19 protein-coding genes, 16 tRNA genes, 2 rRNA genes and 4 pseudogenes are annotated in these 22,401 nt (G+C 41.2%); 6 read left to right on the top strand and 35 right to left on the bottom strand.

The window, feature by feature from the left end:
• Positions 1-71 precede the first annotated feature (71 nt).
• Together MHB72_RS04935 and MHB72_RS04930 are read right to left on the bottom strand one after the other, a co-directional pair.
• The gene (locus MHB72_RS04935; protein WP_216920872.1) at positions 72-1,397 is read right to left on the bottom strand and encodes a TGS domain-containing protein; all 1,326 of its coding nucleotides are present in this window, start codon (positions 1,395-1,397) and stop codon (positions 72-74) included.
• A 764-nt stretch (positions 1,398-2,161) separates the two neighbouring features.
• Positions 2,162-3,280 carry a Rap family tetratricopeptide repeat protein gene (locus MHB72_RS04930; protein WP_023856456.1) on the bottom strand — a complete coding sequence of 373 codons (1,119 nt, stop codon included), beginning with the start codon at positions 3,278-3,280 and terminating at the stop codon, positions 2,162-2,164.
• Positions 3,281-3,603: 323 nt separating this feature from the next.
• Here MHB72_RS04930 and MHB72_RS04925 point away from each other — a divergent pair, with 323 nt between their 5' ends.
• From MHB72_RS04925 to MHB72_RS04910, 4 genes and pseudogenes are all read left to right on the top strand, one after another.
• Complete coding sequence (locus MHB72_RS04925; RefSeq protein ID WP_254122199.1) at positions 3,604-5,094, top strand: T7SS effector LXG polymorphic toxin; 1,491 nt, start codon at positions 3,604-3,606, stop codon at positions 5,092-5,094.
• 16 nt (positions 5,095-5,110) lie between these two features.
• Positions 5,111-5,491 carry a hypothetical protein gene (locus MHB72_RS04920; RefSeq protein WP_103749092.1) on the top strand — a complete coding sequence of 127 codons (381 nt, stop codon included), beginning with the start codon at positions 5,111-5,113 and terminating at the stop codon, positions 5,489-5,491.
• Between the two features lie 144 nt (positions 5,492-5,635).
• Positions 5,636-5,771, top strand: a pseudogene (locus MHB72_RS04915) (polymorphic toxin type 50 domain-containing protein); the annotation flags it as partial.
• 38 nt (positions 5,772-5,809) lie between these two features.
• Complete coding sequence (locus MHB72_RS04910; protein ID WP_216920870.1) at positions 5,810-6,100, top strand: contact-dependent growth inhibition system immunity protein; 291 nt, start codon at positions 5,810-5,812, stop codon at positions 6,098-6,100.
• 126 nt (positions 6,101-6,226) lie between these two features.
• Here the strand turns inward: MHB72_RS04910 and MHB72_RS04905 are convergent, their stop codons facing one another.
• Entirely contained in the window at positions 6,227-6,418 is a 192-nt protein-coding gene (locus tag MHB72_RS04905; protein WP_103749094.1) for a hypothetical protein, read from the bottom strand.
• A 110-nt stretch (positions 6,419-6,528) separates the two neighbouring features.
• Here MHB72_RS04905 and MHB72_RS04900 point away from each other — a divergent pair, with 110 nt between their 5' ends.
• On the top strand, positions 6,529-7,215 hold the full coding sequence (locus MHB72_RS04900) for a hypothetical protein (protein WP_103749095.1): 687 nt from the start codon (positions 6,529-6,531) through the stop codon (positions 7,213-7,215).
• 113 nt (positions 7,216-7,328) lie between these two features.
• Here MHB72_RS04900 and MHB72_RS04895 read toward each other — a convergent pair.
• The 14 genes and pseudogenes from MHB72_RS04895 to MHB72_RS04830 all read right to left on the bottom strand — a co-directional run.
• Positions 7,329-7,789, bottom strand: a pseudogene (locus MHB72_RS04895) (terminase TerL endonuclease subunit); the annotation flags it as partial.
• Between the two features lie 182 nt (positions 7,790-7,971).
• Positions 7,972-8,886, bottom strand: a complete 915-nt coding sequence (locus tag MHB72_RS04890; protein ID WP_103749096.1) for a GIY-YIG nuclease family protein — start codon at positions 8,884-8,886, stop codon at positions 7,972-7,974.
• Positions 8,887-9,019: 133 nt separating this feature from the next.
• Positions 9,020-9,650: pseudogene (locus MHB72_RS04885) on the bottom strand (terminase large subunit domain-containing protein); the annotation flags it as partial.
• Positions 9,647-10,162, bottom strand: coding sequence for a phage terminase small subunit P27 family (locus tag MHB72_RS04880; protein ID WP_043054220.1), 516 nt, complete (start codon positions 10,160-10,162; stop codon positions 9,647-9,649). The gene MHB72_RS04880 and the pseudogene MHB72_RS04885, both read right to left, overlap by 4 nt.
• Before the next feature lie 230 nt (positions 10,163-10,392).
• Positions 10,393-10,767, bottom strand: a pseudogene (locus MHB72_RS04875) (HNH endonuclease).
• A gap of 26 nt (positions 10,768-10,793) precedes the next feature.
• On the bottom strand, positions 10,794-11,102 hold the full coding sequence (locus tag MHB72_RS04870) for a hypothetical protein (protein ID WP_216920868.1): 309 nt from the start codon (positions 11,100-11,102) through the stop codon (positions 10,794-10,796).
• Positions 11,103-11,286: 184 nt separating this feature from the next.
• Positions 11,287-11,487 carry a hypothetical protein gene (locus tag MHB72_RS04865; RefSeq protein ID WP_216920866.1) on the bottom strand — a complete coding sequence of 67 codons (201 nt, stop codon included), beginning with the start codon at positions 11,485-11,487 and terminating at the stop codon, positions 11,287-11,289.
• A gap of 126 nt (positions 11,488-11,613) precedes the next feature.
• Positions 11,614-12,363 (bottom strand): Panacea domain-containing protein, encoded by a 750-nt coding sequence (locus MHB72_RS04860; RefSeq protein ID WP_216920864.1) that lies wholly within the window; start codon positions 12,361-12,363, stop codon positions 11,614-11,616.
• 21 nt (positions 12,364-12,384) lie between these two features.
• Complete coding sequence (locus MHB72_RS04855; protein WP_216920862.1) at positions 12,385-13,089, bottom strand: hypothetical protein; 705 nt, start codon at positions 13,087-13,089, stop codon at positions 12,385-12,387.
• Between the two features lie 397 nt (positions 13,090-13,486).
• Positions 13,487-14,290: a hypothetical protein gene (locus MHB72_RS04850; protein ID WP_216920860.1), complete on the bottom strand. Its 804-nt coding sequence runs from the start codon at positions 14,288-14,290 to the stop codon at positions 13,487-13,489.
• 228 nt (positions 14,291-14,518) lie between these two features.
• A complete protein-coding gene (locus MHB72_RS04845) occupies positions 14,519-15,061 on the bottom strand; it encodes a site-specific integrase (RefSeq protein ID WP_216920859.1) in 543 nt (180 codons plus the stop codon).
• On the bottom strand, positions 15,061-15,501 hold the full coding sequence (locus MHB72_RS04840; RefSeq protein WP_216920857.1) for an ArpU family phage packaging/lysis transcriptional regulator: 441 nt from the start codon (positions 15,499-15,501) through the stop codon (positions 15,061-15,063). Before MHB72_RS04840 ends, MHB72_RS04845 begins: the two co-directional genes overlap by 1 nt.
• 17 nt (positions 15,502-15,518) lie before the next feature.
• Positions 15,519-15,647: a hypothetical protein gene (locus MHB72_RS04835; protein WP_254122197.1), complete on the bottom strand. Its 129-nt coding sequence runs from the start codon at positions 15,645-15,647 to the stop codon at positions 15,519-15,521.
• Positions 15,648-15,762: 115 nt separating this feature from the next.
• On the bottom strand, positions 15,763-16,533 hold the full coding sequence (locus MHB72_RS04830; protein ID WP_144498083.1) for a hypothetical protein: 771 nt from the start codon (positions 16,531-16,533) through the stop codon (positions 15,763-15,765).
• 581 nt (positions 16,534-17,114) lie between these two features.
• On the opposite strand from MHB72_RS04830, the gene MHB72_RS04825 reads away from it, so the two are divergent.
• Positions 17,115-17,291, top strand: a complete 177-nt coding sequence (locus MHB72_RS04825; RefSeq protein WP_340901762.1) for a hypothetical protein — start codon at positions 17,115-17,117, stop codon at positions 17,289-17,291.
• A 160-nt stretch (positions 17,292-17,451) separates the two neighbouring features.
• Here MHB72_RS04825 and MHB72_RS04820 read toward each other — a convergent pair.
• The 18 genes from MHB72_RS04820 to MHB72_RS04735 all read right to left on the bottom strand — a co-directional run bounded on the left by MHB72_RS04820 (position 17,452) and on the right by MHB72_RS04735 (position 22,184).
• Positions 17,452-17,533: transfer RNA gene (locus tag MHB72_RS04820), tRNA-Leu, on the bottom strand.
• Positions 17,534-17,547: 14 nt separating this feature from the next.
• Positions 17,548-17,636 (bottom strand) — tRNA-Leu (locus MHB72_RS04815).
• Positions 17,637-17,648: 12 nt separating this feature from the next.
• A tRNA-Cys gene (locus MHB72_RS04810) sits at positions 17,649-17,719 on the bottom strand.
• Positions 17,720-17,733: 14 nt separating this feature from the next.
• Positions 17,734-17,808: transfer RNA gene (locus MHB72_RS04805), tRNA-Gly, on the bottom strand.
• Positions 17,809-17,861: 53 nt separating this feature from the next.
• A tRNA-Gln gene (locus tag MHB72_RS04800) sits at positions 17,862-17,933 on the bottom strand.
• Positions 17,934-17,941: 8 nt separating this feature from the next.
• Positions 17,942-18,014 (bottom strand) — tRNA-His (locus tag MHB72_RS04795).
• A 20-nt stretch (positions 18,015-18,034) separates the two neighbouring features.
• Positions 18,035-18,108: transfer RNA gene (locus MHB72_RS04790), tRNA-Trp, on the bottom strand.
• Positions 18,109-18,115: 7 nt separating this feature from the next.
• Positions 18,116-18,200 (bottom strand) — tRNA-Tyr (locus MHB72_RS04785).
• Positions 18,201-18,207: 7 nt separating this feature from the next.
• Positions 18,208-18,280: transfer RNA gene (locus MHB72_RS04780), tRNA-Thr, on the bottom strand.
• Between the two features lie 3 nt (positions 18,281-18,283).
• Positions 18,284-18,359 (bottom strand) — tRNA-Phe (locus tag MHB72_RS04775).
• A gap of 10 nt (positions 18,360-18,369) precedes the next feature.
• A tRNA-Asp gene (locus MHB72_RS04770) sits at positions 18,370-18,446 on the bottom strand.
• Positions 18,447-18,467: 21 nt separating this feature from the next.
• Positions 18,468-18,544: transfer RNA gene (locus tag MHB72_RS04765), tRNA-Met, on the bottom strand.
• A 21-nt stretch (positions 18,545-18,565) separates the two neighbouring features.
• A tRNA-Val gene (locus MHB72_RS04760) sits at positions 18,566-18,641 on the bottom strand.
• Positions 18,642-18,758: 117 nt separating this feature from the next.
• Positions 18,759-18,833, bottom strand: a tRNA-Glu gene (locus MHB72_RS04755).
• Between the two features lie 14 nt (positions 18,834-18,847).
• Positions 18,848-18,939: transfer RNA gene (locus tag MHB72_RS04750), tRNA-Ser, on the bottom strand.
• Positions 18,940-18,945: 6 nt separating this feature from the next.
• Positions 18,946-19,020, bottom strand: a tRNA-Asn gene (locus tag MHB72_RS04745).
• A 9-nt stretch (positions 19,021-19,029) separates the two neighbouring features.
• A 5S ribosomal RNA gene (gene rrf, locus MHB72_RS04740) occupies positions 19,030-19,145 on the bottom strand.
• 109 nt (positions 19,146-19,254) lie between these two features.
• A 23S ribosomal RNA gene (locus tag MHB72_RS04735) occupies positions 19,255-22,184 on the bottom strand.
• Between the last annotated feature and the right edge of the window lie 217 nt (positions 22,185-22,401).

Raw genomic sequence — 22,401 nt, 5'->3', positions numbered from 1 at the left:
TCCCGACAGGCTAACAGCCTGAAGGAACTGCCTCCTTAGACGGTTTCTTCTGGTAAAATGTTAAAGACCGCCTACCTGGATGTCGTCGTTCCCGTGACGGGTCCCAAGGTGCTGAAGGCCCGGTCAAAGCGGCGCATCGCTGTCTCAAGCGGACCGGCAGGAAGCCGTGCAATCAGCCACCCTGTCACCGTCACCATGGCCGCGACGAACAGATCACTGAATGGAATGGCCCCGATATCATACTTGGCCCCCGAGATTTCAAGAGTCCATATAACAACAAACTGAGCTGCATACATCGTCAACGCCACACGTCCGACTCCCGCGAACGGCTTTAACACGGCAGAGTTTTTCTGCGGCACGAGACATACCAATCCAAGCACCAGAAAGGCAACCCCAAGCCCCAGCATCGTCTGGAAAGTTGACGCACTGTGCGGAGCGATCGAAAGAAGATTGTGCCACAACGGCGGTGCCACGTTGTGCGGCCAGATTGCATACTGATCCGGCTCAGCGCCGGCGGTGCCTTGAACACTTACGAGCCACTCTTCGAATGAACGGCTCAGCCCCGGAAGAACGAAAGTGCCCAAAACTTTAGAGACGATAACCATGATTGTGCCGCTGCCCACTAGCGAGAGTGCGGTCCGCATCCTGGTCAAATCGAAGCGCCCGATTGCCATACCGGCGACAAAAGCGGGTGCAAGTGCGAGCGCCGACATCGGGCCGCCTGCCATATCACCAAGTAAGTATGCTTTCGACAGGACGCTGCCTCCGAGAATCATCAGCGGCGGGCTCACTGCAAGCAAAACAACTGCTGTTGTAACTAACACACGTGTCGAACGACGAATCAGCACCAACGCCAGCACAAACAGTGCCGCATAAGCTGGCAAAATCACCCCGAACGGAGTATTCAGCATGATGAGAAGGTATCCTATAATATCGATAAATACCGCACGGGCAAGCATCCGCGTCCGAAATGCGGCCGGCTCCATTCCTCGATCCAACATGCGCCCGGCCATGATCGAATAGGAGATGCCGCCGCAAAGCACAAATAGAAGCGTCGTATTCCCGGAAACGATTGAACCGTTCGTTTCGTTCAAGGCGAAGTGCTGCAAATACATCCCGATGACCGCCAGCCCCCGAGCTGCATCAAGTGCCACAATACGCCCTGTCCCCCGCGCTTTTTCACGCTTGAACTTCTGACCTTCAGCCGAGTCCCGGGTGACAATTTCAACGAGCGCACCGTCCTGAAGCGGAGTTGATAAATCTACAAGCTTTCCGTTTAATTTACCTGCAACCGCATTTTCCAGGCCACAGCTAATAGAAGCAGCGACATCTTCAATGCTTGCTTCCTCCTCAAATTCTCTGACGGACCCGTCAGGCAATTTAATGCGAATTGACAACTGTATTCCTCCTCAAAAAATTAATCCTTTACGTGTTTCTTTGTTCCTTTGTCTATATCTGGATGAGATCTGGTGTATTCAATATAGCGGGCAGATGTCGCTAAAGTTTGATCAACTTGTAAACAAAACGTAAAAAGGCGATCGGAGGATCGGAACATATCATTGCATAGAGAAAAGCACCTTGCTGATGACAAGGTGCCTTATTTCACGGTGCGATGAATGAAGAGTGCGGACAACAATTGGTCATTGCGTTTATGTTGGCGGCTCTCCTTTTTGATGAGGAATAAACAAAAAGAGCGTTCCTTTTATATGGAACGCTCTTTCGTCGTTTGGCAATACGGTTTCCAGCGATATCAGTGGTCAGGGTGAATATACCCAGAGAACCATTGATATATCAAGGTTTTTGTCTGCCTTTGTACAAAATTTGCGCGAAAAATTTTAAATTGCTAATAATGCGGACCGTACATATTCAAAGATTGATATGATGAAAATTCCAACACAAGGGGCGAAGAAAAATGAGTATCAACACAATCGTTCTCGTTCTGCTTTATACAAGTCGTCCAAGATTTTGGCATAGGTTCGTTTTCAAACTAAAATAATTCTTTCACCAAAAAGGCAGGCCAACAAATGACCTGCCCAAACACAATTATGTTGCGAGCCTAGATGCCACAGAAAATTCTGCATGTTGTTGTTCAACAGATGTGTGAATGGAAGCGTCCGACACGACCAACAAGCCCAATGCAAGGGTCAGCGAAAGAAACAGCTTAGATTTCATACAGAAAGTCGCCCCTTTTGATTTGTTTCTGAGCCTGCACCATCTGATCATAAAAAAATATGGAATCATTTGGCCGCTCATTCCTAGTATAGAATAGAGCTGCTTCTAATGCCAGTTCCTCAAGATAGGGGTAACCACGACTATCCCGTAATGGTTTCATTGTTTCTAGTACCTCTGACTTATTAGCTGATTTTATATACAGTACTTCTAAAACGTCCAACAGACACAGGAATAATTCATCTTCAAATACCCGCGCACTTTCAAGCGCCTTTTCATAAAATTTTCGTCCTTCAATATTTTCGTTATTTCGAAAGTGAATTAAAGCCAAATCATAATAAGCCTGAGTCAGTTCCTTTGCCTTTATTTCCTTTGCTACATCAATCGCCTTATGAAAGTATTCAATAGCTTTTGTTGGTCTCTCCATTGCATTATAACAATATGCGACATTTAAAAGAGCCTTTGCAACGATCGCCTTGTTTTGAATGTCTTCCGCGGATTCCTTAGCGCTTAAAAGATGCGGTAAAGCTTGATCATGCGTTGATAAATCAATGTAATTCCCAGCAACAACGAATAGACAATTGATTCTTCGAATCACATATGCATCATAGGATTTATAAATATCATAAGCGAGAGACACATAATACATTGACATATGAGTTTGTTTCATATGATAAAACACTTCAGCCATCTTATAATAGAATTCTGCTTTTTCTATTTTATCTGAAACTTTCGTCAACTTTTTTTCCGCTGCTCTATAACCCTTAATTGCCTTTATGTATTTTCCTCGTGAAAAATGATACATTCCGGTGAAAAAGGAAAAATAGTATTCGAGCAAGCCTGACAATTTTCTTCCCTGTCCCTCAATTTCCCTAAGATAATCCGATTTGCTCAGCTTTTTTTCTGCCGGGAAAAGATATTCCAACATTAACTCATGTCTAAAATTCATAAGCTGATAATAGGAAAGCAAGTCTTGATCTTCTTCCATTCTTTCTATAGCTAAGTGAACTTCCGCCTTTAATTGTTCTGCTTCTATTACGTTTAATTTTTGAATTTCGTTGTACCAGCGGTTTATTTTGATTCCAACTTCAGAAGACGGGATAGTCTCCAACTGCCATCATTCCCTTCCAGCTAACATCCTTTTTATGTAAAGATTAACATACAATTCATAATTGTAAAACTTCTATCATCCCAAAAAATGAGATTTTCGTGATACCGAAAGACAGATTTAAAACAAATGGCTTTTGGTTTAGTCACAGAGCCTAAAGAATGCTATAACAAACTTGTTTACGGTAATCGAAATGAATTAATAGAAGTAATGACCTAAGTCCAATGATTCATTTTCATGGTTGAACAGGATATATTCACCAAGTCCTTTCTATAAAGTGGTAAACTATATACTGATTGTAACGAAAAGGATTAGAGGAGAATGCCATGAAGACGCTGGATGTTCAAGCGCTGCACAATGCAATTGATCAAACGCTCGAACAATTAAAACAACAATCAGACGAATTCGCCAAGGTCAAAAAGGCCGTTGAAGGAATCACATCACTTGATGATGCTTTAAAAGGAAAAGGCGGCGACGCGATCCGCGCCTTTTACGAGGAATGTCACACCCCTTTTCTACAGTTCTATGATACTTTTATAGAGGAATACAGTTCCACGCTGAAGAAAATGAAAAGCGCGTTGAATTCCCTGGAACCAAACCATAACGGATTTATTTCACAGTCCTTTCTCGAACATGAACTTGAGAATGGCTTAAATGCGGCTGATCGAACAACAAAACATTTGGTTTCCAAGACCAACGCGACGATCGCAAAAGTCAGCCATATCGTTGATTTACCGGATTTAAATGACAGCGGTTTTCATGAACAGAATCAGAAAGCATTAAAGGAAATCAGTACGACTCTTGAAAAGCTGCATGCGTTTGACCGTGAGCAAACCAACGCCCTCAAAACGGCTGAAAACGATCTTGAGACGATGCAAAAATACATCGCGCGGCTCGAAAAGATGTATACCGGCCCCAAAATAGAAATCACCAGTTATCAAAAAGGCACGATTTTAAAGCCGGATGAGATGGATACCTTAAGTGGAAATCAAGAAACAGCGATGGGTGCCATGCTGAAAAAAGTCGGAGACAAAGAAGATGCGGACATTAACACTCTCGCCGATCCAGATCGATTAAAAAAATTGGCGACACAAAAGGTTGCCAAGAAAGAGTACACCCAAGAGGAATTGAATGAACTGAAAAAAGATTATAGAGTATTTAACGATACGCTTTACCGGGCATACATAGATGGTGATACAATCGTCAAGATAGAACCCGCCTACACCCTTCCAGAGAATGTGGAACAAAGCGACTTTGCTAAATATTTCGATACGGCGATGGAATTTACAGGTGTGTATGATGCAGTAAGAGCAGCGTTTGGATACGACCTTGCGACAGGCGAAATCGTTAAAGATAATGGTGATCGTTTGATGGCCGGATTGAGTGTCACCCCTATCGGAAAGGCATTTAAGTACGGAAAGCGCGGCTTCAAGTTATTTAAAGGTGAAGAGGCGGCAAAGAAGGTTGCCAAGGTTGGAAAACTCCCTAATAACTTTGCAGACAAAGAGAAATTAGTGAGTCATTTTAATAAGCACGGAAATGAATTTCAAGGTCTGTATAGAAATGCTGATGAATACTTAAACGGAGCTAGAGACGTAGTAAAAAATGGTATTAAGGTTGAATATAAATATAAAGATGGAATTAGAACTGGTTATGTCAGATTTATGGGAAACAGCCGAAGAGGTGATGCCAAATTTGAATTTGTTGGCACAAATCACGACGGACAAATAACGACTTACCATACTCAAAGCGGAAAGAAATTTTGGAAAACCATTAATAATAAGAATGTTCCTATAATAAATCCAGTCGATAAATAAAAGGCGGTTGATAGTAATGTATAATGCAAAACTAAAAAAGTTACACCCACATATAGAGGAAGAGGTTACTCTTGAAATAAACGGATTTGAATTTACTGGATTTTCAACTATCTGTCCCTATGTCATTGAAGAAGGGAAAGAATATCCTGTTTTTATTAGCTTCACCGTTTTAGATCAGTTAGACCTTCTAGAGTTAGATGAAGAAAATAAAGAATTAGCACGAATTGAAGATAGTTATAGATATTATATACGCGGGATACTACATGAAAATTATATTGATGCAGGGATAAAAATCTATGATGACGACGGATACTTTAATGATTATAAATATTTGATAGGTAAACCTGTAGAGTTATTAGTCGACAGAATAGCAGTTGAGTTTCTTGATAATAACTAATGACCAGATTGACAAGAAACCATTTAAGAATAAAGTAGCAATGAATTATCAACAAATGATACAGAATTGATATTTCATAATTTGGCTAATAAATACGCGAATGGGAAAAATTTAGCGTAATATCTGTGGAGAGAATGGGCAGTTGTTGACTTCGGCCAAAAAATAGGTAAAGCATATGGATGACATGAAAACTGGTAAATATATTGAAACTACTAGGGGAACAATACATTATTCAAAAGACGGTGCTCATATAGTTCCTGCAAAACCATCAGAACCATAACAAAAGGATTGATACTCATAAAATAAAGGAGTTTCAATATGCAAGATAATTATGATATTTTTGAAGAGTTAAGCGATTTTTTGGATGGCACATTTCATCAGGATATGGGGTCCCCAGAACAAGCACTGAATGAGTTTATTAGTGAATCCAGCAAAGAATGCTTGGCTTTCACAATACAATTTTGTCAAGAGTTTTTAAATAGTGACATATCTGATCAAGAGAAAGAAGACTATATAAAATCGCACTGCGAAATTTATTTTCCTGCTATCGGATTAACTCCTATACAATGGTTAAAAAGTGTAATAGAGCAAATAAAAGAAGCTATTTAAAAGACTTGAAAGGCCCACTTTTTTTACGAGAGGGCCTTTTTTATTACTTCAAGTAAGGATTCAAGTTTTACCTTTGTCTTCTGCCCGTAAATGTTGTCATCATCCAGACCATTCTTGACCGCTGGTTTATTTGTTTTTTCCTTTCATCCATCTTCTAATCATTGAATATTCTCCAAATCCAAAACCTATTAAAAAGAGAATCCCCCCTGTGAGGTAGTCTGGATTTTCCATTGACATCTCACAAATTAAAACTCCAACACTAAGTCCTAAAAGAATGAAGAGATAAGACTTAACTCTAGATTTAAGATAGTTTGCCATAGAAGCCCATCCTTTTTTATAATATTCAGATTTCCAAGGTATGCAAATAGTGTAAATCATGGTAATATAAAAAATCAATGGAAATAAATACATAAAGGAGGAAGTTTGTTTTGATCAAAAAAACGATAAGCCTATTTGTCGCGGTTATTTTCATTTTCTCAACGTTTTCGGGTGTGCTTGCGGTTGAAAAGTCAGGCAACCAAAGTGGTTCAGTCGTCAATGGGATAAGCAATAATCTGGTGTTTAAAAAAGTTGAGGATAATAATTTTATAACTTCCACTGTAAGAGATTTGGAAGGAAATCTTGTCACTGAAATAAAGATAAATAAAGAAACTAATAAAGTAGAGATTAATGGAGTAGATTTGACCAAAGAAGAACAAGAGGAGCTTAATGCTCTTTCTGAGTCAGCATCGGAACAACTCAGTAATAGTTACTTTGTTTCTAGTTTTGATCTTGTAGGTGAAAAAATTGATAGTTCATCTATTAGATTAGCTAAAGCTCCATGTAAATATAAGAGTTTAGGGACTCATTATGGTAGTACTTGGGTGCCTAGAATCGGTGTTGCTGCGTTTGCAGCATATCTATCTACCATTACACCAGCACCTTGGAGTGGAGCATTAGCCGTTGCGAGTGTTGCTGTTGGCGCTATCTCCGATCTCTATTATTCAATAAATGATGCTCAATGTTATTCTGGAAAGTATATACACAACAAGAGAACAGTGAAGTTTTATAAAGACAAGAAACGTAAAAAGAAGATAGGACCTACATCTGTGAGTTATCAAAAGCGACACCGTTAAAGAAGAGCAGGCCGGAAATGGCCTGCTTTTTATTATTCAAAAAGCTTTGTCTAGTTAGCTTTCTTTACTTCTATGTATTATGTACAAACCAAATTTCAGCTTGTACATTCATAACACTCGCGGCCGGTTAGATTAGGGAATTGATCAGACCCGCAATCTTTCCAGGCCTGCATATCCATATAGCCGGTTTCGCGCATATTGACCCAGATATTAATATTTTTAGTGAGGAAATTACGCATTTTTTCAGGAACCGCAAGAGCAACTTCGAGCTCGCCACGCAAATATTCGAGCCCGTGTGCATTTGCTGCTACAATAGGATTCGCTTTTATCCAGTTCCGCTCATCCTTAATGTCATCACCTTTGTCCAATTCATTAACCATTACAAAATATTGCTCATTTGTTTCTACCTTATTTGGATCCAAAATGCGTGACACATAATCATATTCAACACGATAGGCGGGATTATTTAATTCAAAGCCGGCAGTCGTAATAATAATCATCAAAGGTTGGTTTCTTGCTCCCATCCCGGAGACAAGGACTCATAAATTTTGGATGTTTTATGTGCGTGATATTCCACATTGTTATCGTAAAGCTTTTTATCCTTTACTTCTTACAGTTTCCTGTAAGGTCAGCATACATTTTCACCTTTAATAAAATAGTAAGGTGTCAACCACTCGCGTGGGCGTTTTTCCTCTCTTAGCGCTTAGCCCCTATGCGTTACGGTGGCGAGTGATGTTATTGCTTACCACGGTATTATCATGAACCATTCTTTAAATACTCTGTAACAGTAGTCCTGTGTAGACCTAACTTTTCCGCGATCTCCTTATTCATTAATCCTTTATTTTTCAATTCGAAAACTTTATCTTTAATCCTTTGTTTTCGCTTGTTATAAAGGTCGGATGTCATCCTAACATAAGTCGATTTTGAGATACTATGTTTTTTCATTATCTTGTCTTTTGTTAAACCCTCCAAAAAATCTTTTCGTACATTTTCTTTTCTCTGTTGTATAAATTTTTTGTAATTGTCAATCCGTTTTCTTTCATCGCGTTTTGTTTTCATTTTTATATCTTTATCAGTTTTAATTTTTTGTTCAATTATGATTTGAAGATCTTCTCTTACCCAATACCAATTAACACCTTTAATAATTTTGTTTATGGTCGATAATTCCACTCTGAATATCTTTGCTATTTCGCTTTGTTTTTTGCCCTCTAAAAACAATAATTTCATTTTCTCTATGTCTTTTTCGCTGAACAAATCACTCGCCCCTCTGTTAGATAGCGTGATTTTCTCAACGAAATCCTTTGAGTGCTTTCTACCAAACATAGGATTTCCTTTTCCTCGACGAGTTTCTTTTAATTCTTCGGAAAATTTCTTATTGGCATTTCCACCACTCTCAAGATTATAACCTCTTTTTCGGTTCATAGAATCTCTATTATTAATGTATTTCCGTTCTTGTAAGTCTAATTCTTCTATTGGACAGAAAACTTCAATAGCGAAAACAAAATTATCTTCTCCAAATTTGTTAAACTCTCGTTGCAAATAAGTATTGTGGTGTTTACCTTTTCTTAATAGGTATTTATGGTCATTTAATCTTCTTTTCGCATTAACTGATTGTCCGATATAAATTTTACTGTTACGAATATTTGTTATTGAATAAATTCCCGATTTCATAAGGTATCTCTCCAGTTACTATAATACCTTCACTTTATCGTTAATGTATCAATAAATAAATAATATGGTTTTTAGACTTTACCGTATTTGGTTGATTTTTACTAACTTATTTCTAAGTTAGGCGACAAAATCATTCATCGATAATACCACACTGTGGATTGAATCCCCCCCCCTGTTTTACCGGCATCCTTAGATAAAGCTTTGATAATTGAATTTGTTTTTGGGTGCTCAATGGTACTGTATGCAATCCTGTATTTTTGCTCCGGTTTGTTTAGAAGTTCGCACCCTTCTATCTGGGCTTTTATCTCCTTCCAACATATTTGAGCCTGCTCAGTTTTTGTGGCTCCAATGTATACCTCTGACATGTTTTCACCGCTTGCCATAGCCTCATATGAAGCGACACAGGCCAAACTCTGAGTTTTTGCATTTTTGCGACCAACCTGCCAATACACTTTTCTGAAACGGCGGAATCCCGTATCTTTGTGAACCCATCCGTAAACATTACCGAAAATAAAAATCTGTATTGGTTCAGGTACAATATTTTGTCCTTGTAACGGCCCCTTGGTATGTTTAAATTGAGTCATCCAGAAGAGAAAACGCCGAGCCTTCTCGTCATCGAATACGTAGGGAAATTCTCTTGTCCCTTCCCTTTTGATGTCTTTTAAAAATCGCTCACAAGCCCAAATATGTTTTTGACACGCAACAATCTCGCCCGATACCACATCGCGTGAGTAGTCAATCATAAACTGTTTAATTGTATTCATACATTATTGAACTCCTTTTCCGCTGCTGTTTTTTCGCGTTCTTCTTGGGTCTTGGTAATCGCGAGCTTGGCACGTGCAGACGGTGTGAGTCCGAAATCATTAGCAGCCGATTTCATTTGATCATAGAAGTTTTTCTGCCGTTTCAGGAGGGGATGTTCTTCTCCAATCAACTTGACCGGCTCCCCGTTTTCACCTTGACCCTCTGTATGAATCATGATGCCGTCTTCTTCAATAATTTTGGTAATAGAGATGTACTGAGAATAGGCGTTACAATAGGCGGCTAACATGCTGATATCCGCCTCCGTCATAATTTCCACCTCAGATAATAAAGCAGCAATCCGCTTAAATTCTTTTTTAGCCACCTTATCCAGCCAGGTAGGCGGTTTGATATTTTCAGAGCGCATTTTCAACTTTTTTTCATGTTTGGCCCTGGCTGCAAGCTCTTTCGTATTCTTTTTATTTGGATTGCCCTGTATTAATTGAAGGGCTGCGGATTTTGCAGGTCTCGGCATGTTTTCTCACCTCATTTCTTTAAAAAAATTGCAATTTTGTGCTTGTTTTTTCTCAGTCTCATGCTATGATGAAAGCAACAACAAAACCAGTCATATCAAGCCCTCTCGGCGAATTTGCCGGGAGGGTTCTTTTTGTTTTCGGGAACTTTGAAAAGCGGTGTTTGTTTGCAGAAGAGGGGGCGCCGTTCCCGAGACGGTGGTTTCCCAAGGATTTTTATAGGGGGGTATCCCTACTCGATCGGCTTGCTTCGGTCGCCGTGAACCTTGTTATGGCAAGCATTACAGAGACTTTCAAGATTTGAAAGGTCTAAACGCTTGGACCAGTCCTGCTTTATCTCCACAATATGATGAACCATGTCAGCAGGCGTGAAACGGTGTTCTCTTAAGCATCGCTGACAAAGACGATTGTCTCAAAGCAAAACAAGTTCTCTTGTTCGTTTCCATTCAGTTGATTTATAAAAACTTGTTATTGTTTTGTTTCTTGAATGTTTGTTGTAATGTTTCGTTTCCTCCTGCTGGACGTGCTTATGGTCAGGGCAGTAGCCCTCCCTGGTAAGGGCCTTACACCCATAGGCCTTACACTCCCTTAACGGCTTAGGTGGCATTGTAATCCTCCTTCAGTGTCAAACACTTATTGGTTCAGCTCTTCATTTGCTTGCTCGACTAAAGGCTGCATAAGTAGGCCAATACGCTCCTTTAAATTTAAATACTCTGTCAAAAGGCGCTCGGCTTTCTTTAGCCTCTTTGTTTTCACATATTGGTTCTTTACACCTCTAATACGCTTTTGGAGGACTCTAATTTGTGGGGTAGTCACAGAAAACACAGCCCTGCGCTGGCAGGCGGGGCATTGAATATACCCAATTTCAACGCCATTCTCCCTTTTCTCCTCCCGCAATAAAACCCCATGAACCTCGCCGCAATGCTCGCATTTCGATTCCATCCAGATCATCTCCCTAAAATTAAAAACACCCTCCCGTTTGGGAAAGCGCTTGGATATATTCTTTCTAAACCGGGCCCACACTCAGAGGCCCTCATTGGCCGCCGATCGTTTATTCTGAGATTCACTGAACCCGGAGAACATAAAAAAAGAGCCATATCGTTTAATGGCTCTTTTTTTATGTTTTTTATTTTTTGATCTCAATAGATGTAATTTGTGATGGATTAAAGAGAACTGATTCGTTAAATTGAATCAATTGATTTTTCAAAACTTGTTTACCATCTAATTCATAATGCAAATAATCTACGAACTCTTCCACTGCTTGCATATCTTTGTAATCTATTAATGTAAAATAATCTTTATTGCTCATTGTTATAACTATGTCCATAAATTCACCCCCTATCCAATTATCGGATAACAGAATTTTAAATGGAACCCCCCTTGCAAAATTTGTCGAAGAAAAGCATCATTCATATATTGAACCGTAAGACAAAAACCCCCTTCAAAAAGGGGGTTATCTTAAAACATCGGAATAAATTAGATCTTCCGGAATTATTTGACCTGCACCTATTCCATTGTACACTTTGTCCCATGGTCCATTTTTTACATGTGTAATATCAACCAACTGAGAAGCATATAAATGACCAAATTCTTCAAGGGTTTCAGTAACTACATCTTCAATTTTTTTGTGAAAGTCTGTTTTTTTAAATTTAGAATGCACAGACATTTTAAATGGATCACCTTTTAGAATATCTTCAGAGTCATCTTCTTTATTCAGCGTAATTTCCTGTCTTCCGTATTCCTTATACTTATCATATACTTCCCTTACAACCGGTCCATATTGCCAGGCAATAAACTGTTCATCAAATGGTCTACTTCCATATTTCTTTACAAATTTACAGTAGAAAAAATAAATCAACTTCTGCAATTTAAGGTGTGTACATGCTTTCTTTGAAATAAAAAGATTAGCAACATCCAATGCAGTTATTTTGTTGTCTTCCCTAATATATTTTTTGAATAGATCTAAGCTTTTAACTTCAAGAACATCTGAAAAGAATTTGTCATATTCGACAACCGATTCCCAGGAAGCATCCATCGTCTGTACAGTATGAACACCAAATGATAAATTACCGAATTCTCTTTTCAAATCATCTAGAATGTCCATAAACTCAAATATTTCAGATGAGTCCGGACTACTTTTATGAAAGCCTATTCTTCTTCCTTCTCTGTAATCACTGAAAAGAATGATGAAATGTTCAAACATTAAAATCACTTCCTCTCTTCATCATTCATTATAAACCTCTGGCCATAAAGTGTATTCTTTTTTGTATAGCTCATGTGAATTTAAATTTCGTCTCTCATTTCTTTTATGCCAGATTTGAAGTTCAAGCGGAAAACAGCTTGTATTCTGTCCCATAAAATATACATGGTATCCTTTATAATCTCCGTTTTCCCTCTGTTTATGAATAACTCTCCACTCTCCAGAAGTTTTTTTTTGCTCTAAAAATTTTTTAATATCTGGTAAATTTTCATCTAAGGAAAAATCCTCTTCAATTATTCTAAACCCTAAAAGATCATTTAATACCTTATTTATAGAAAATTTCCCGTTTTGTTCCGTTCTTTTTTTATGGAGTTTCAGTAGTATTGATTCATCATTTTTTATTCTTCCATGTACATTGGGAAAACATTCACGTTTAATCATTAAAAAAAGGTCCTTATACAATTTAGTAAGGGAATTTTTGTAATGAGTTATATAAAGATAGAAGTCGTCTAAAATTCCATCCTCTATAGAACAAACCGTTTCCACCTGTAACCTTTTTAAATTTAGATGGTTAAAACCCAAATTCTCAATTTCACTTAACCATAAAGAGTTATGTTTAATATGCAAATCGTTTATAATTTGAAACACCTTAATATAATTGTTTAAAACAAGGGAAGAACTGTTTTCTTGTGAATTCAATGTTTTTATGGTTTTTTGATTAAAATTCATAAATTACAGCATTATCCCTTAAAAAACATAGTCACATTTTTTTTGTTCATCATATTCTTCCTCCCTTTTCATTTATTATATCGTAACGTGAAGGGACTTTGTTATTATTTTATACGACAAATACCGACAAATGAAATTTAGCGAAGAAAAGTTTTTAAAGGTGAGAAAGCATGATTGCTTGTTATCTGACCCGGTTTAAAGAGAACATAAAAACATAAAGTTGTTCCCCTAAAAACACTTGCTTTCATCCGGCTATCCGTGTCCACCCGGACGCCCTCCGCGGTCTGTAGCTACCCAAATAAAAAACGCCTTCACTATTGGGAAAGCGCCTTTTTTAATTTTGACCTAATACCATATTAACAGTTTTAAAACAAAACAAAGTGCCAGCATTGTGCCATTATTCTGCCATTCTTAATTCCTCTTTAGAAACCTCTTCACTTACTAAACGCCCAGTAAAAGAAACTTCGGAATCAGTTACTGACTGTATAATTCTAGGTTTTAAACGTATTTTTTGGATATACCGCTTAGTATTAGAAGGATTACTATAACTCAATGTTAATAATAAACTGATTTTTTTCTCGTTTTTATTTATTTTTACATCGTTAGAAATAAAGCTTATTAGATATGTAAAGTATAAGGGTAAATGTACATGCGTAGATTCAGAGTTGTATTTAATAGGATAAATACTCCCTAAAGTTTCCGATATATTATCAATAGTTAATTTGATGACTTTGTTATTGTCTTCATCCCAAAATTCCAATTCTGAACTATCCCCTGAATTTAGATACCGTACGTTATGCCCCTCTTTGAAATACCATTCCTCGCTACCAAAGAGCTTTTTAAGCTCCTCATTAGTGTGATTTGCATCAAAAGTCATTACAACATCACGCGCAGTAGTATCCGATATATTATACAAATCCAGATAGAAATCAGAAGCGTCGATTATTTTATGATTAGGATCCCCATCTTCCCATTGTGAAAAAAAATTAGATTCAAGCTTTGCACTAATATGTTTTGTTGGTAAATCTAAGACTGGTCTCTCCCTTTTATTTATTTCTTTTATTGAAATTTCGTTGCTTTTTTTTGCTTCATCTACAGCTGCACGGGACGCCATTGCAGCCCTTGCCGTTGCTATGGCAGCAACTACAGTTGCTATGGCAGAAATTATTGTCGCAACTGCTGAAAATATCTCAAGTTCCACCTGCATCACTCCTATTCAGACTTATTATAACTCAAAAGTCCGTTTCACTTATCCACATTATCCACGAATTAACCATATCTTATATTGTGTCCAATTCACAAAAACGCTGAACCCTTTGCCCTGCATATTTTCAAGCCATTTTGTCAAAATGAGTTGGACACTTTCTCATTATGGTTAGTTCGTTAAAATAGGCAGAAAAAAACTCATCCGTTTTGAAGACAGATGAGCTTACAAGCTGAATGAGTCCATTGTCTGGTCCATTGTGTCTTGAGTAATCCCGATATATCGAAGCGTGACGTCCGGGCTGGAATGGTTGAATATCTCTTGCAGCAGAGCAACGTCCTTGAATTTTTTATAGTGCCAGTAACCAAACGTTTTCCTCATGGTGTGGGTACCGATACCATCAAGCCCGACGTATTCCGCCGCCTCTTTCAATATGTTGTATGCCGTGCTTCTGCTGATTGGTTTGTTAAGCCCTTCTCGGCTCTTAAACAAAAATTCCTGGTCATCCTTTTCTTTAATGTAATCAGCCAGGGCCTTTTTTAGGGCCTTATTTATTTTGATTCGTTTCTGCTTACCGGTTTTCTTCTCGCGTAAATCGATGTACATTCGTTTGGCGTCGCGGACTCTTAAACGAAGTAAATCGGATATACGCAAGCCTGAGTTTATGCCGGTAACGAAAAGCAGATAGTTTCTTTCACTCCGTTCTCTCAGGAATTTCTTTATATAATAAATCTGGTCCATATCCCGGATAGGCTGCACAAAATTCATTATGAAGCACTTCCCTTCACATACACTTCTTCTTTCAATGCAAAAGCCAGGTTGTAAAAAGCGCGCGACTTAATTCTGAAGTATGTGCGCGGGCTTAACCCAATTTCGTTGTAAACCTCATAATCAAAACGGTTATCTTGGGACATATATCGCATGATGATGATTTGCCGTTCATTGACAGGCAAACGATTTACGGCCTTTTGTACTTTTGCGAGAAAGGCATTTCGTTTCTCTTCCATTTCGGTCCTTTTAATGGCCGTATCTTCGGTAGATGAATGAAACGCGTTTGTATTTGACGGCGGGACGAGGTTAAATCCTGCCGTGACCTTTGGCAGCAGATCATCTGGCACTTGCAGAAGAACCACCCTGTAATTATCAAGTATGGCTTCAACCTTCTTTTTTGTTGCTTCTCTATCGATTTCGGGTAATTGAAATAACATTGATTGATTCCTCCCTTTTATTTACGCTTATAAGCGCCACCTTTGCCTCTTTTAAGAATCTGCTTGTTTTGCCCCATAATCTCTCGCCAAAAACGCTCACAGCGCTCCTGCACTTTTTCAGGGCGTTTTCTTTTGGTGGGTCTCATGTCTACTGCTCCTTTCGCTAGACCGCAGCCGGTACAAATAAAAAACGGACACCAAACAAACAGCGTAAAAGCTGTAAGTTCAGTGTCCGCAGGCTTTCCGCCTTGGACTTGAATATTAAGACTTTCTTTTTGGTTTATTTATAGATCGTTTACCCTTTTCTAGCAGATAATTATAAAAAAGTGTTTCCATCAATTTGTAATTTTTATTATAACTTGATTTGTTCTGAAATAAATGTATTGTTGTATAAACCATAGCTCCCAATGCTATTGTACTCAAACCTAATGCAAGCCATAAATACATGGCTTGATTAAAATCTTCTTGTTTTAAGTTTGTCTCTTCAACAGCACTATTAATGATAAGTGTAAAACAACTGGTAATCACTGAAACAAAAATAGTGGGAACGATAATCTTTAAAAAAGTCGTTATAGAACCAGCTTGTCTATCTTCATTATTTGATTTCAAATAGGGTAAAAGATACTTTTCTATTTGGTTTACAGTGAATCTACGAGTTTCTAAATGTTTTTTAAAAGCATCATAAATAATTGCTCTTCTTAAAAGATAGACTTCACTATAGCCAGATAACTTTGCAAACTTAGTTAAGGCCTTACTTATACTTGTTAGAGCAATAATTAAAGAAAAGAAGGAAGCAACTACGATTCCAATTTTGAATATTTCCCCATGAAGATAATGATATAATAAAAAACCACACAATATTACTGCAATTAAACAAAATACTAATTTAAATATTAGCACCACATAAACCCTGTTCTTTTCTCGTGCTTTCTCTTCTTCTAAAAAAGGTGAATCAATAAAAAAGTATTTAAATTTCTTAACCCTACTCACTTCCTTATAAAGCATGAATAGTTCATTTTCAACATCAATCAAAATGTATATCACCTCTGTTCATTCTTACGAAAAGAATAATTAAAAGGATTCACTTAATTAGGTAGTTAATGATTAACCAATTATAAAGTAAAAGAACCATTGACCTTTTTATTTATAGGGTAATCACACTCACAACAACTGTATTCGATCACAGACACCTACTCCTTAATCGAACTTTCTAGTGTATTTGCTCGTAATGGTCATTCAAGCATATTAAAGATAGTTCATTCTTTCTCCGGATCCCCCCGATCAGCTGCGGCAGGATCACGATGGCGAAGAACAACCCAGCAATTTCGAGTAAAGGTAGTAGTAAAGACTGTTTCGGAGCATATACGACATTTCTCTTAATCGACAGCCTGTTCGTTCAACGATTGATCTTACGTATTCCGGATGTAGTTCATACTTCTCGGCAGCTCGTCAATGGTTATCATGTTATCCAGATGCGCCTTGATTGTATGGAGTAGTGAGTGTCACTCCGCACCGAATAATAAAAATTAGCAAGCGTACAATGACAGATTTTCACCATTTATTCAAAAAAAGCACCAGACAACATCCACGGATTAAGGCATCCCCATGCAAGCGTGCTGCTTTGTAGAAAGGTGTCAATTTATTATGTAAGTGCAAGGTTAGGACACGCTGACATAGAAACCACCTCAAGCACATATGCTCACTTAATTAACGAGCTTCGGGAAAGAGATGAAAATGAGACTGTAAACATTTTTGAGGAAATGGCTATTGAGGAAGCTGAAATTGCATAGGAAATTGAGGAGGTGCTTGTGCAAAATTTGTGCAAAAAAGTTTCAAAACGTACCGTTTTCTATCCAGTTCTTATAAAATACAAAACGCTCATAAACGTTGATATATCAACATTTATGAGCGTTTCGAAAAATCTTATCGGCTCTTAAAAAGAGCTAAGGATACCGGTGGTCGGGGTCGAACCGACACTCCCGAAGGAACACGATTTTGAGTCGTGCGCGTCTGCCAATTCCGCCACACCGGCATGTGTGTGATCAATGGTGCCGAGGGCCGGACTTGAACCGGCACGGTAGTCACCTACCGCAGGATTTTAAGTCCTGTGTGTCTGCCAATTCCACCACCCCGGCACGAGGCAAATAAGGCGACACCCGGATTCGAACCGGGGATAAAGGTTTTGCAGACCTCTGCCTTACCACTTGGCTATGCCGCCATCATTTTAAGAATTGGAGCGGAAGACGGGATTCGAACCCGCGACCCCCACCTTGGCAAGGTGGTGTTCTACCACTGAACTACTTCCGCATTTTAACTAATATTCATCTTATCATATGCAGGATGATAAAGAAAGATGAAAACTGGGCTAGCTGGATTCGAACCAGCGCATGACGGAGTCAAAGTCCGTTGCCTTACCGCTTGGCTATAGCCCAATATGAAGGGCGATTGATGGGAATCGAACCCACGAGTGCCAGAGCCACAATCTGGTGCGTTAACCACTTCGCCACAACCGCCATAAATTGTGAATTAAAATTGGCAGGGGCAGTAGGAATCGAACCCACACTGGAGGTTTTGGAGACCTCTGTTCTACCGTTAAACTATGCCCCTAAAAACATGGTGGAGGGGGACGGATTCGAACCGCCGAACCCTGAGGGAGCGGATTTACAGTCCGCCGCGTTTAGCCACTTCGCTACCCCTCCAAAACAGTGCCGGCCAGAGGACTTGAACCCCCAACCTACTGATTACAAGTCAGTTGCTCTACCAATTGAGCTAGACCGGCAAATGGTGGCTCGGGACGGAATCGAACCGCCGACACACGGATTTTCAGTCCGTTGCTCTACCAACTGAGCTACCGAGCCTTTATTTAAATGGCGGTCCGGACGGGACTCGAACCCGCGACCTCCTGCGTGACAGGCAGGCATTCTAACCAACTGAACTACCGGACCATTTTGGCAATGAATTTAATTTGGTTGCGGGGGCAGGATTTGAACCTGCGACCTTCGGGTTATGAGCCCGACGAGCTACCGAACTGCTCCACCCCGCGATAATATGATTTTCATAGAAATGGTGGAGGATGACGGGATCGAACCGCCGACCCTCTGCTTGTAAGGCAGATGCTCTCCCAGCTGAGCTAATCCTCCGAAGTACAGGACGTACAAGTGCATGCGTTGCAACAGGACGTTGCGATCTTAGCATGCCTTCCTTTAAAAAGCTTCGGTGTAAACCTGATGCTTTTTAGCGTGCTGTCCAAAAAAGAATGGTGACCCGTACGGGATTCGAACCCGTGTTACCGCCGTGAAAGGGCGGTGTCTTAACCACTTGACCAACGGGCCAGATGTATTTAAAGTGGCGGAGAGCAAGGGATTCGAACCCTTGAGACGGCGTTGGCCGCCTACACGATTTCCAATCGTGCTCCTTCGACCACTCGGACAGCTCTCCAATAAATGGCTCCGCAGGCAGGATTCGAACCTGCGACCGATCGGTTAACAGCCGATAGCTCTACCACTGAGCTACTGCGGAATAATGCCTGCCTGGCGATGTCCTACTCTCGCAGGGGGAATCCCCCAACTACCATCGGCGCTGAAGAGCTTAACTTCCGTGTTCGGCATGGGAACGGGTGTGACCTCTTCGCCATCATCACCAGACAATTTAGTGACAAAGATCATTATACTATGTATTTGAAAAAATGCAAGTGCATTTTTCGAGAAATTATTCTCTCAAAACTAGATAACGGTCAGACGATTCACAAACATTTAGGTTAAGTCCTCGATCGATTAGTATCTGTCAGCTCCATGTGTCGCCACACTTCCACCTCAGACCTATCAACCTGATCATCTTTCAGGGATCTTACTTCCTTGCGGAATGGGAAATCTCATCTTGAGGGGGGCTTCATGCTTAGATGCTTTCAGCACTTATCCCGTCCGCACATAGCTACCCAGCGATGCCCTTGGCAGAACAACTGGTACACCAGCGGTGCGTCCATCCCGGTCCTCTCGTACTAAGGACAGCTCCTCTCAAATTTCCTGCGCCCGCGACGGATAGGGACCGAACTGTCTCACGACGTTCTGAACCCAGCTCGCGTACCGCTTTAATGGGCGAACAGCCCAACCCTTGGGACCGACTACAGCCCCAGGATGCGATGAGCCGACATCGAGGTGCCAAACCTCCCCGTCGATGTGGACTCTTGGGGGAGATAAGCCTGTTATCCCCGGGGTAGCTTTTATCCGTTGAGCGATGGCCCTTCCATGCGGAACCACCGGATCACTAAGCCCGACTTTCGTCCCTGCTCGACTTGTAGGTCTCGCAGTCAAGCTCCCTTGTGCCTTTACACTCTGCGAATGATTTCCAACCATTCTGAGGGAACCTTTGGGCGCCTCCGTTACCTTTTAGGAGGCGACCGCCCCAGTCAAACTGCCCACCTGACACTGTCTCCCCGCCCGATAAGGGCGGCGGGTTAGAAGGTCAATACAGCCAGGGTAGTATCCCACCGATGCCTCCACCGAAGCTGGCGCTCCGGTTTCCAAGGCTCCTACCTATCCTGTACAAGCTGTACCAACATTCAATATCAGGCTGCAGTAAAGCTCCACGGGGTCTTTCCGTCCTGTCGCGGGTAACCTGCATCTTCACAGGTACTATAATTTCACCGAGTCTCTCGTTGAGACAGTGCCCAGATCGTTGCGCCTTTCGTGCGGGTCGGAACTTACCCGACAAGGAATTTCGCTACCTTAGGACCGTTATAGTTACGGCCGCCGTTTACTGGGGCTTCAATTCGCACCTTCGCTTACGCTAAGCGCTCCTCTTAACCTTCCAGCACCGGGCAGGCGTCAGCCCCTATACTTCGCCTTACGGCTTCGCAGAGACCTGTGTTTTTGCTAAACAGTCGCCTGGGCCTATTCACTGCGGCTCTCTCGGGCTTGCACCCTAACAGAGCACCCCTTCTCCCGAAGTTACGGGGTCATTTTGCCGAGTTCCTTAACGAGAGTTCTCTCGATCACCTTAGGATTCTCTCCTCGCCTACCTGTGTCGGTTTGCGGTACGGGCACCTCTCACCTCGCTAGAGGCTTTTCTTGGCAGTGTGGAATCAGGAACTTCGCTACTATATTTCGCTCGCCATCACAGCTCAGCCTTATGGGAAACGGATTTGCCTATTTCCCAGCCTAACTGCTTGGACGCGGATATCCAATACCGCGCTTACCCTATCCTCCTGCGTCCCCCCATTGCTCAAATGGTGAGGAGGTGGTACAGGAATATCAACCTGTTGTCCATCGCCTACGCCTTTCGGCCTCGGCTTAGGTCCCGACTAACCCTGAGCGGACGAGCCTTCCTCAGGAAACCTTAGGCATTCGGTGGAGGGGATTCTCACCCCTCTTTCGCTACTCATACCGGCATTCTCACTTCTAAGCGCTCCACGAGTCCTTCCGGTCTCGCTTCACAGCCCTTAGAACGCTCTCCTACCACTGTTCGTAAGAACAGTCCGCAGCTTCGGTGATACGTTTAGCCCCGGTACATTTTCGGCGCAGAGTCACTCGACCAGTGAGCTATTACGCACTCTTTAAATGGTGGCTGCTTCTAAGCCAACATCCTGGTTGTCTAAGCAACTCCACATCCTTTTCCACTTAACGTATACTTTGGGACCTTAGCTGGCGGTCTGGGCTGTTTCCCTTTCGACTACGGATCTTATCACTCGCAGTCTGACTCCCAAGGATAAGTCTTTGGCATTCGGAGTTTGACTGAATTCGGTAACCCGGTAGGGGCCCCTAGTCCAATCAGTGCTCTACCTCCAAGACTCTTACCTTGAGGCTAGCCCTAAAGCTATTTCGGAGAGAACCAGCTATCTCCAGGTTCGATTGGCATTTCACCCCTACCCACACCTCATCCCCGCACTTTTCAACGTGCGTGGGTTCGGGCCTCCATTCAGTGTTACCTGAACTTCACCCTGGACATGGGTAGATCACCTGGTTTCGGGTCTACGACCACGTACTCATGCGCCCTATTCAGACTCGCTTTCGCTGCGGCTCCGTCTTTTCAAACTTAACCTTGCACGGGATCGTAACTCGCCGGTTCATTCTACAAAAGGCACGCCATCACCCGTTAACGGGCTCTGACTACTTGTAGGCACACGGTTTCAGGATCTCTTTCACTCCCCTTCCGGGGTGCTTTTCACCTTTCCCTCACGGTACTGGTTCACTATCGGTCACTAGGGAGTATTTAGCCTTGGGAGATGGTCCTCCCGGATTCCGACGGAATTTCACGTGTTCCGCCGTACTCAGGATCCACTCAGGAGAGAACGAAGTTTTGACTACAGGGCTGTTACCTCCTATGGCGGGCCTTTCCAGACCTCTTCATCTACCTCGTTCCTTTGTAACTCCGTACAGAGTGTCCTACAACCCCAAGAGGCAAGCCTCTTGGTTTGGGCTGTTCCCGTTTCGCTCGCCGCTACTCAGGGAATCGCATTTGCTTTCTCTTCCTCCGGGTACTTAGATGTTTCAGTTCCCCGGGTCTGCCTTCTCATATCCTATGAATTCAGATATGGATACTGCTCCATTACGAGCAGTGGGTTTCCCCATTCGGAAATCTCCGGATCAAAGCTTGCTTACAGCTCCCCGAAGCATATCGGTGTTCGTCCCGTCCTTCATCGGCTCCTAGTGCCAAGGCATCCACCGTGCGCCCTTTCTAACTTAACCGTTAAAAAGAATCACTACGTGATATCTTGCATTACGAATTGAATGTGATGTCTACTGTTATCTAGTTTTCAAAGAACAACGCACAGGAGGTGCTAACACATGCGTTGCCACAGGATGTGGCGCATTTAGCAGGTGCTCCTATGTCTGAAGGAATGATCCTTCAAAACTAAACAAGATCTAAACGCACCTGTCTATAAGACCGCGAGGTCTTATATTC

This window comes from Bacillus sp. FSL K6-1284, from assembly GCF_038002625.1.
In the GTDB taxonomy this organism is placed as follows: domain Bacteria; phylum Bacillota; class Bacilli; order Bacillales; family Bacillaceae; genus Bacillus; species Bacillus paralicheniformis.
The sequence above is the reverse complement of the archived record's forward strand: the minus strand, read 5'-3'. Positions and strand labels throughout refer to the sequence as shown.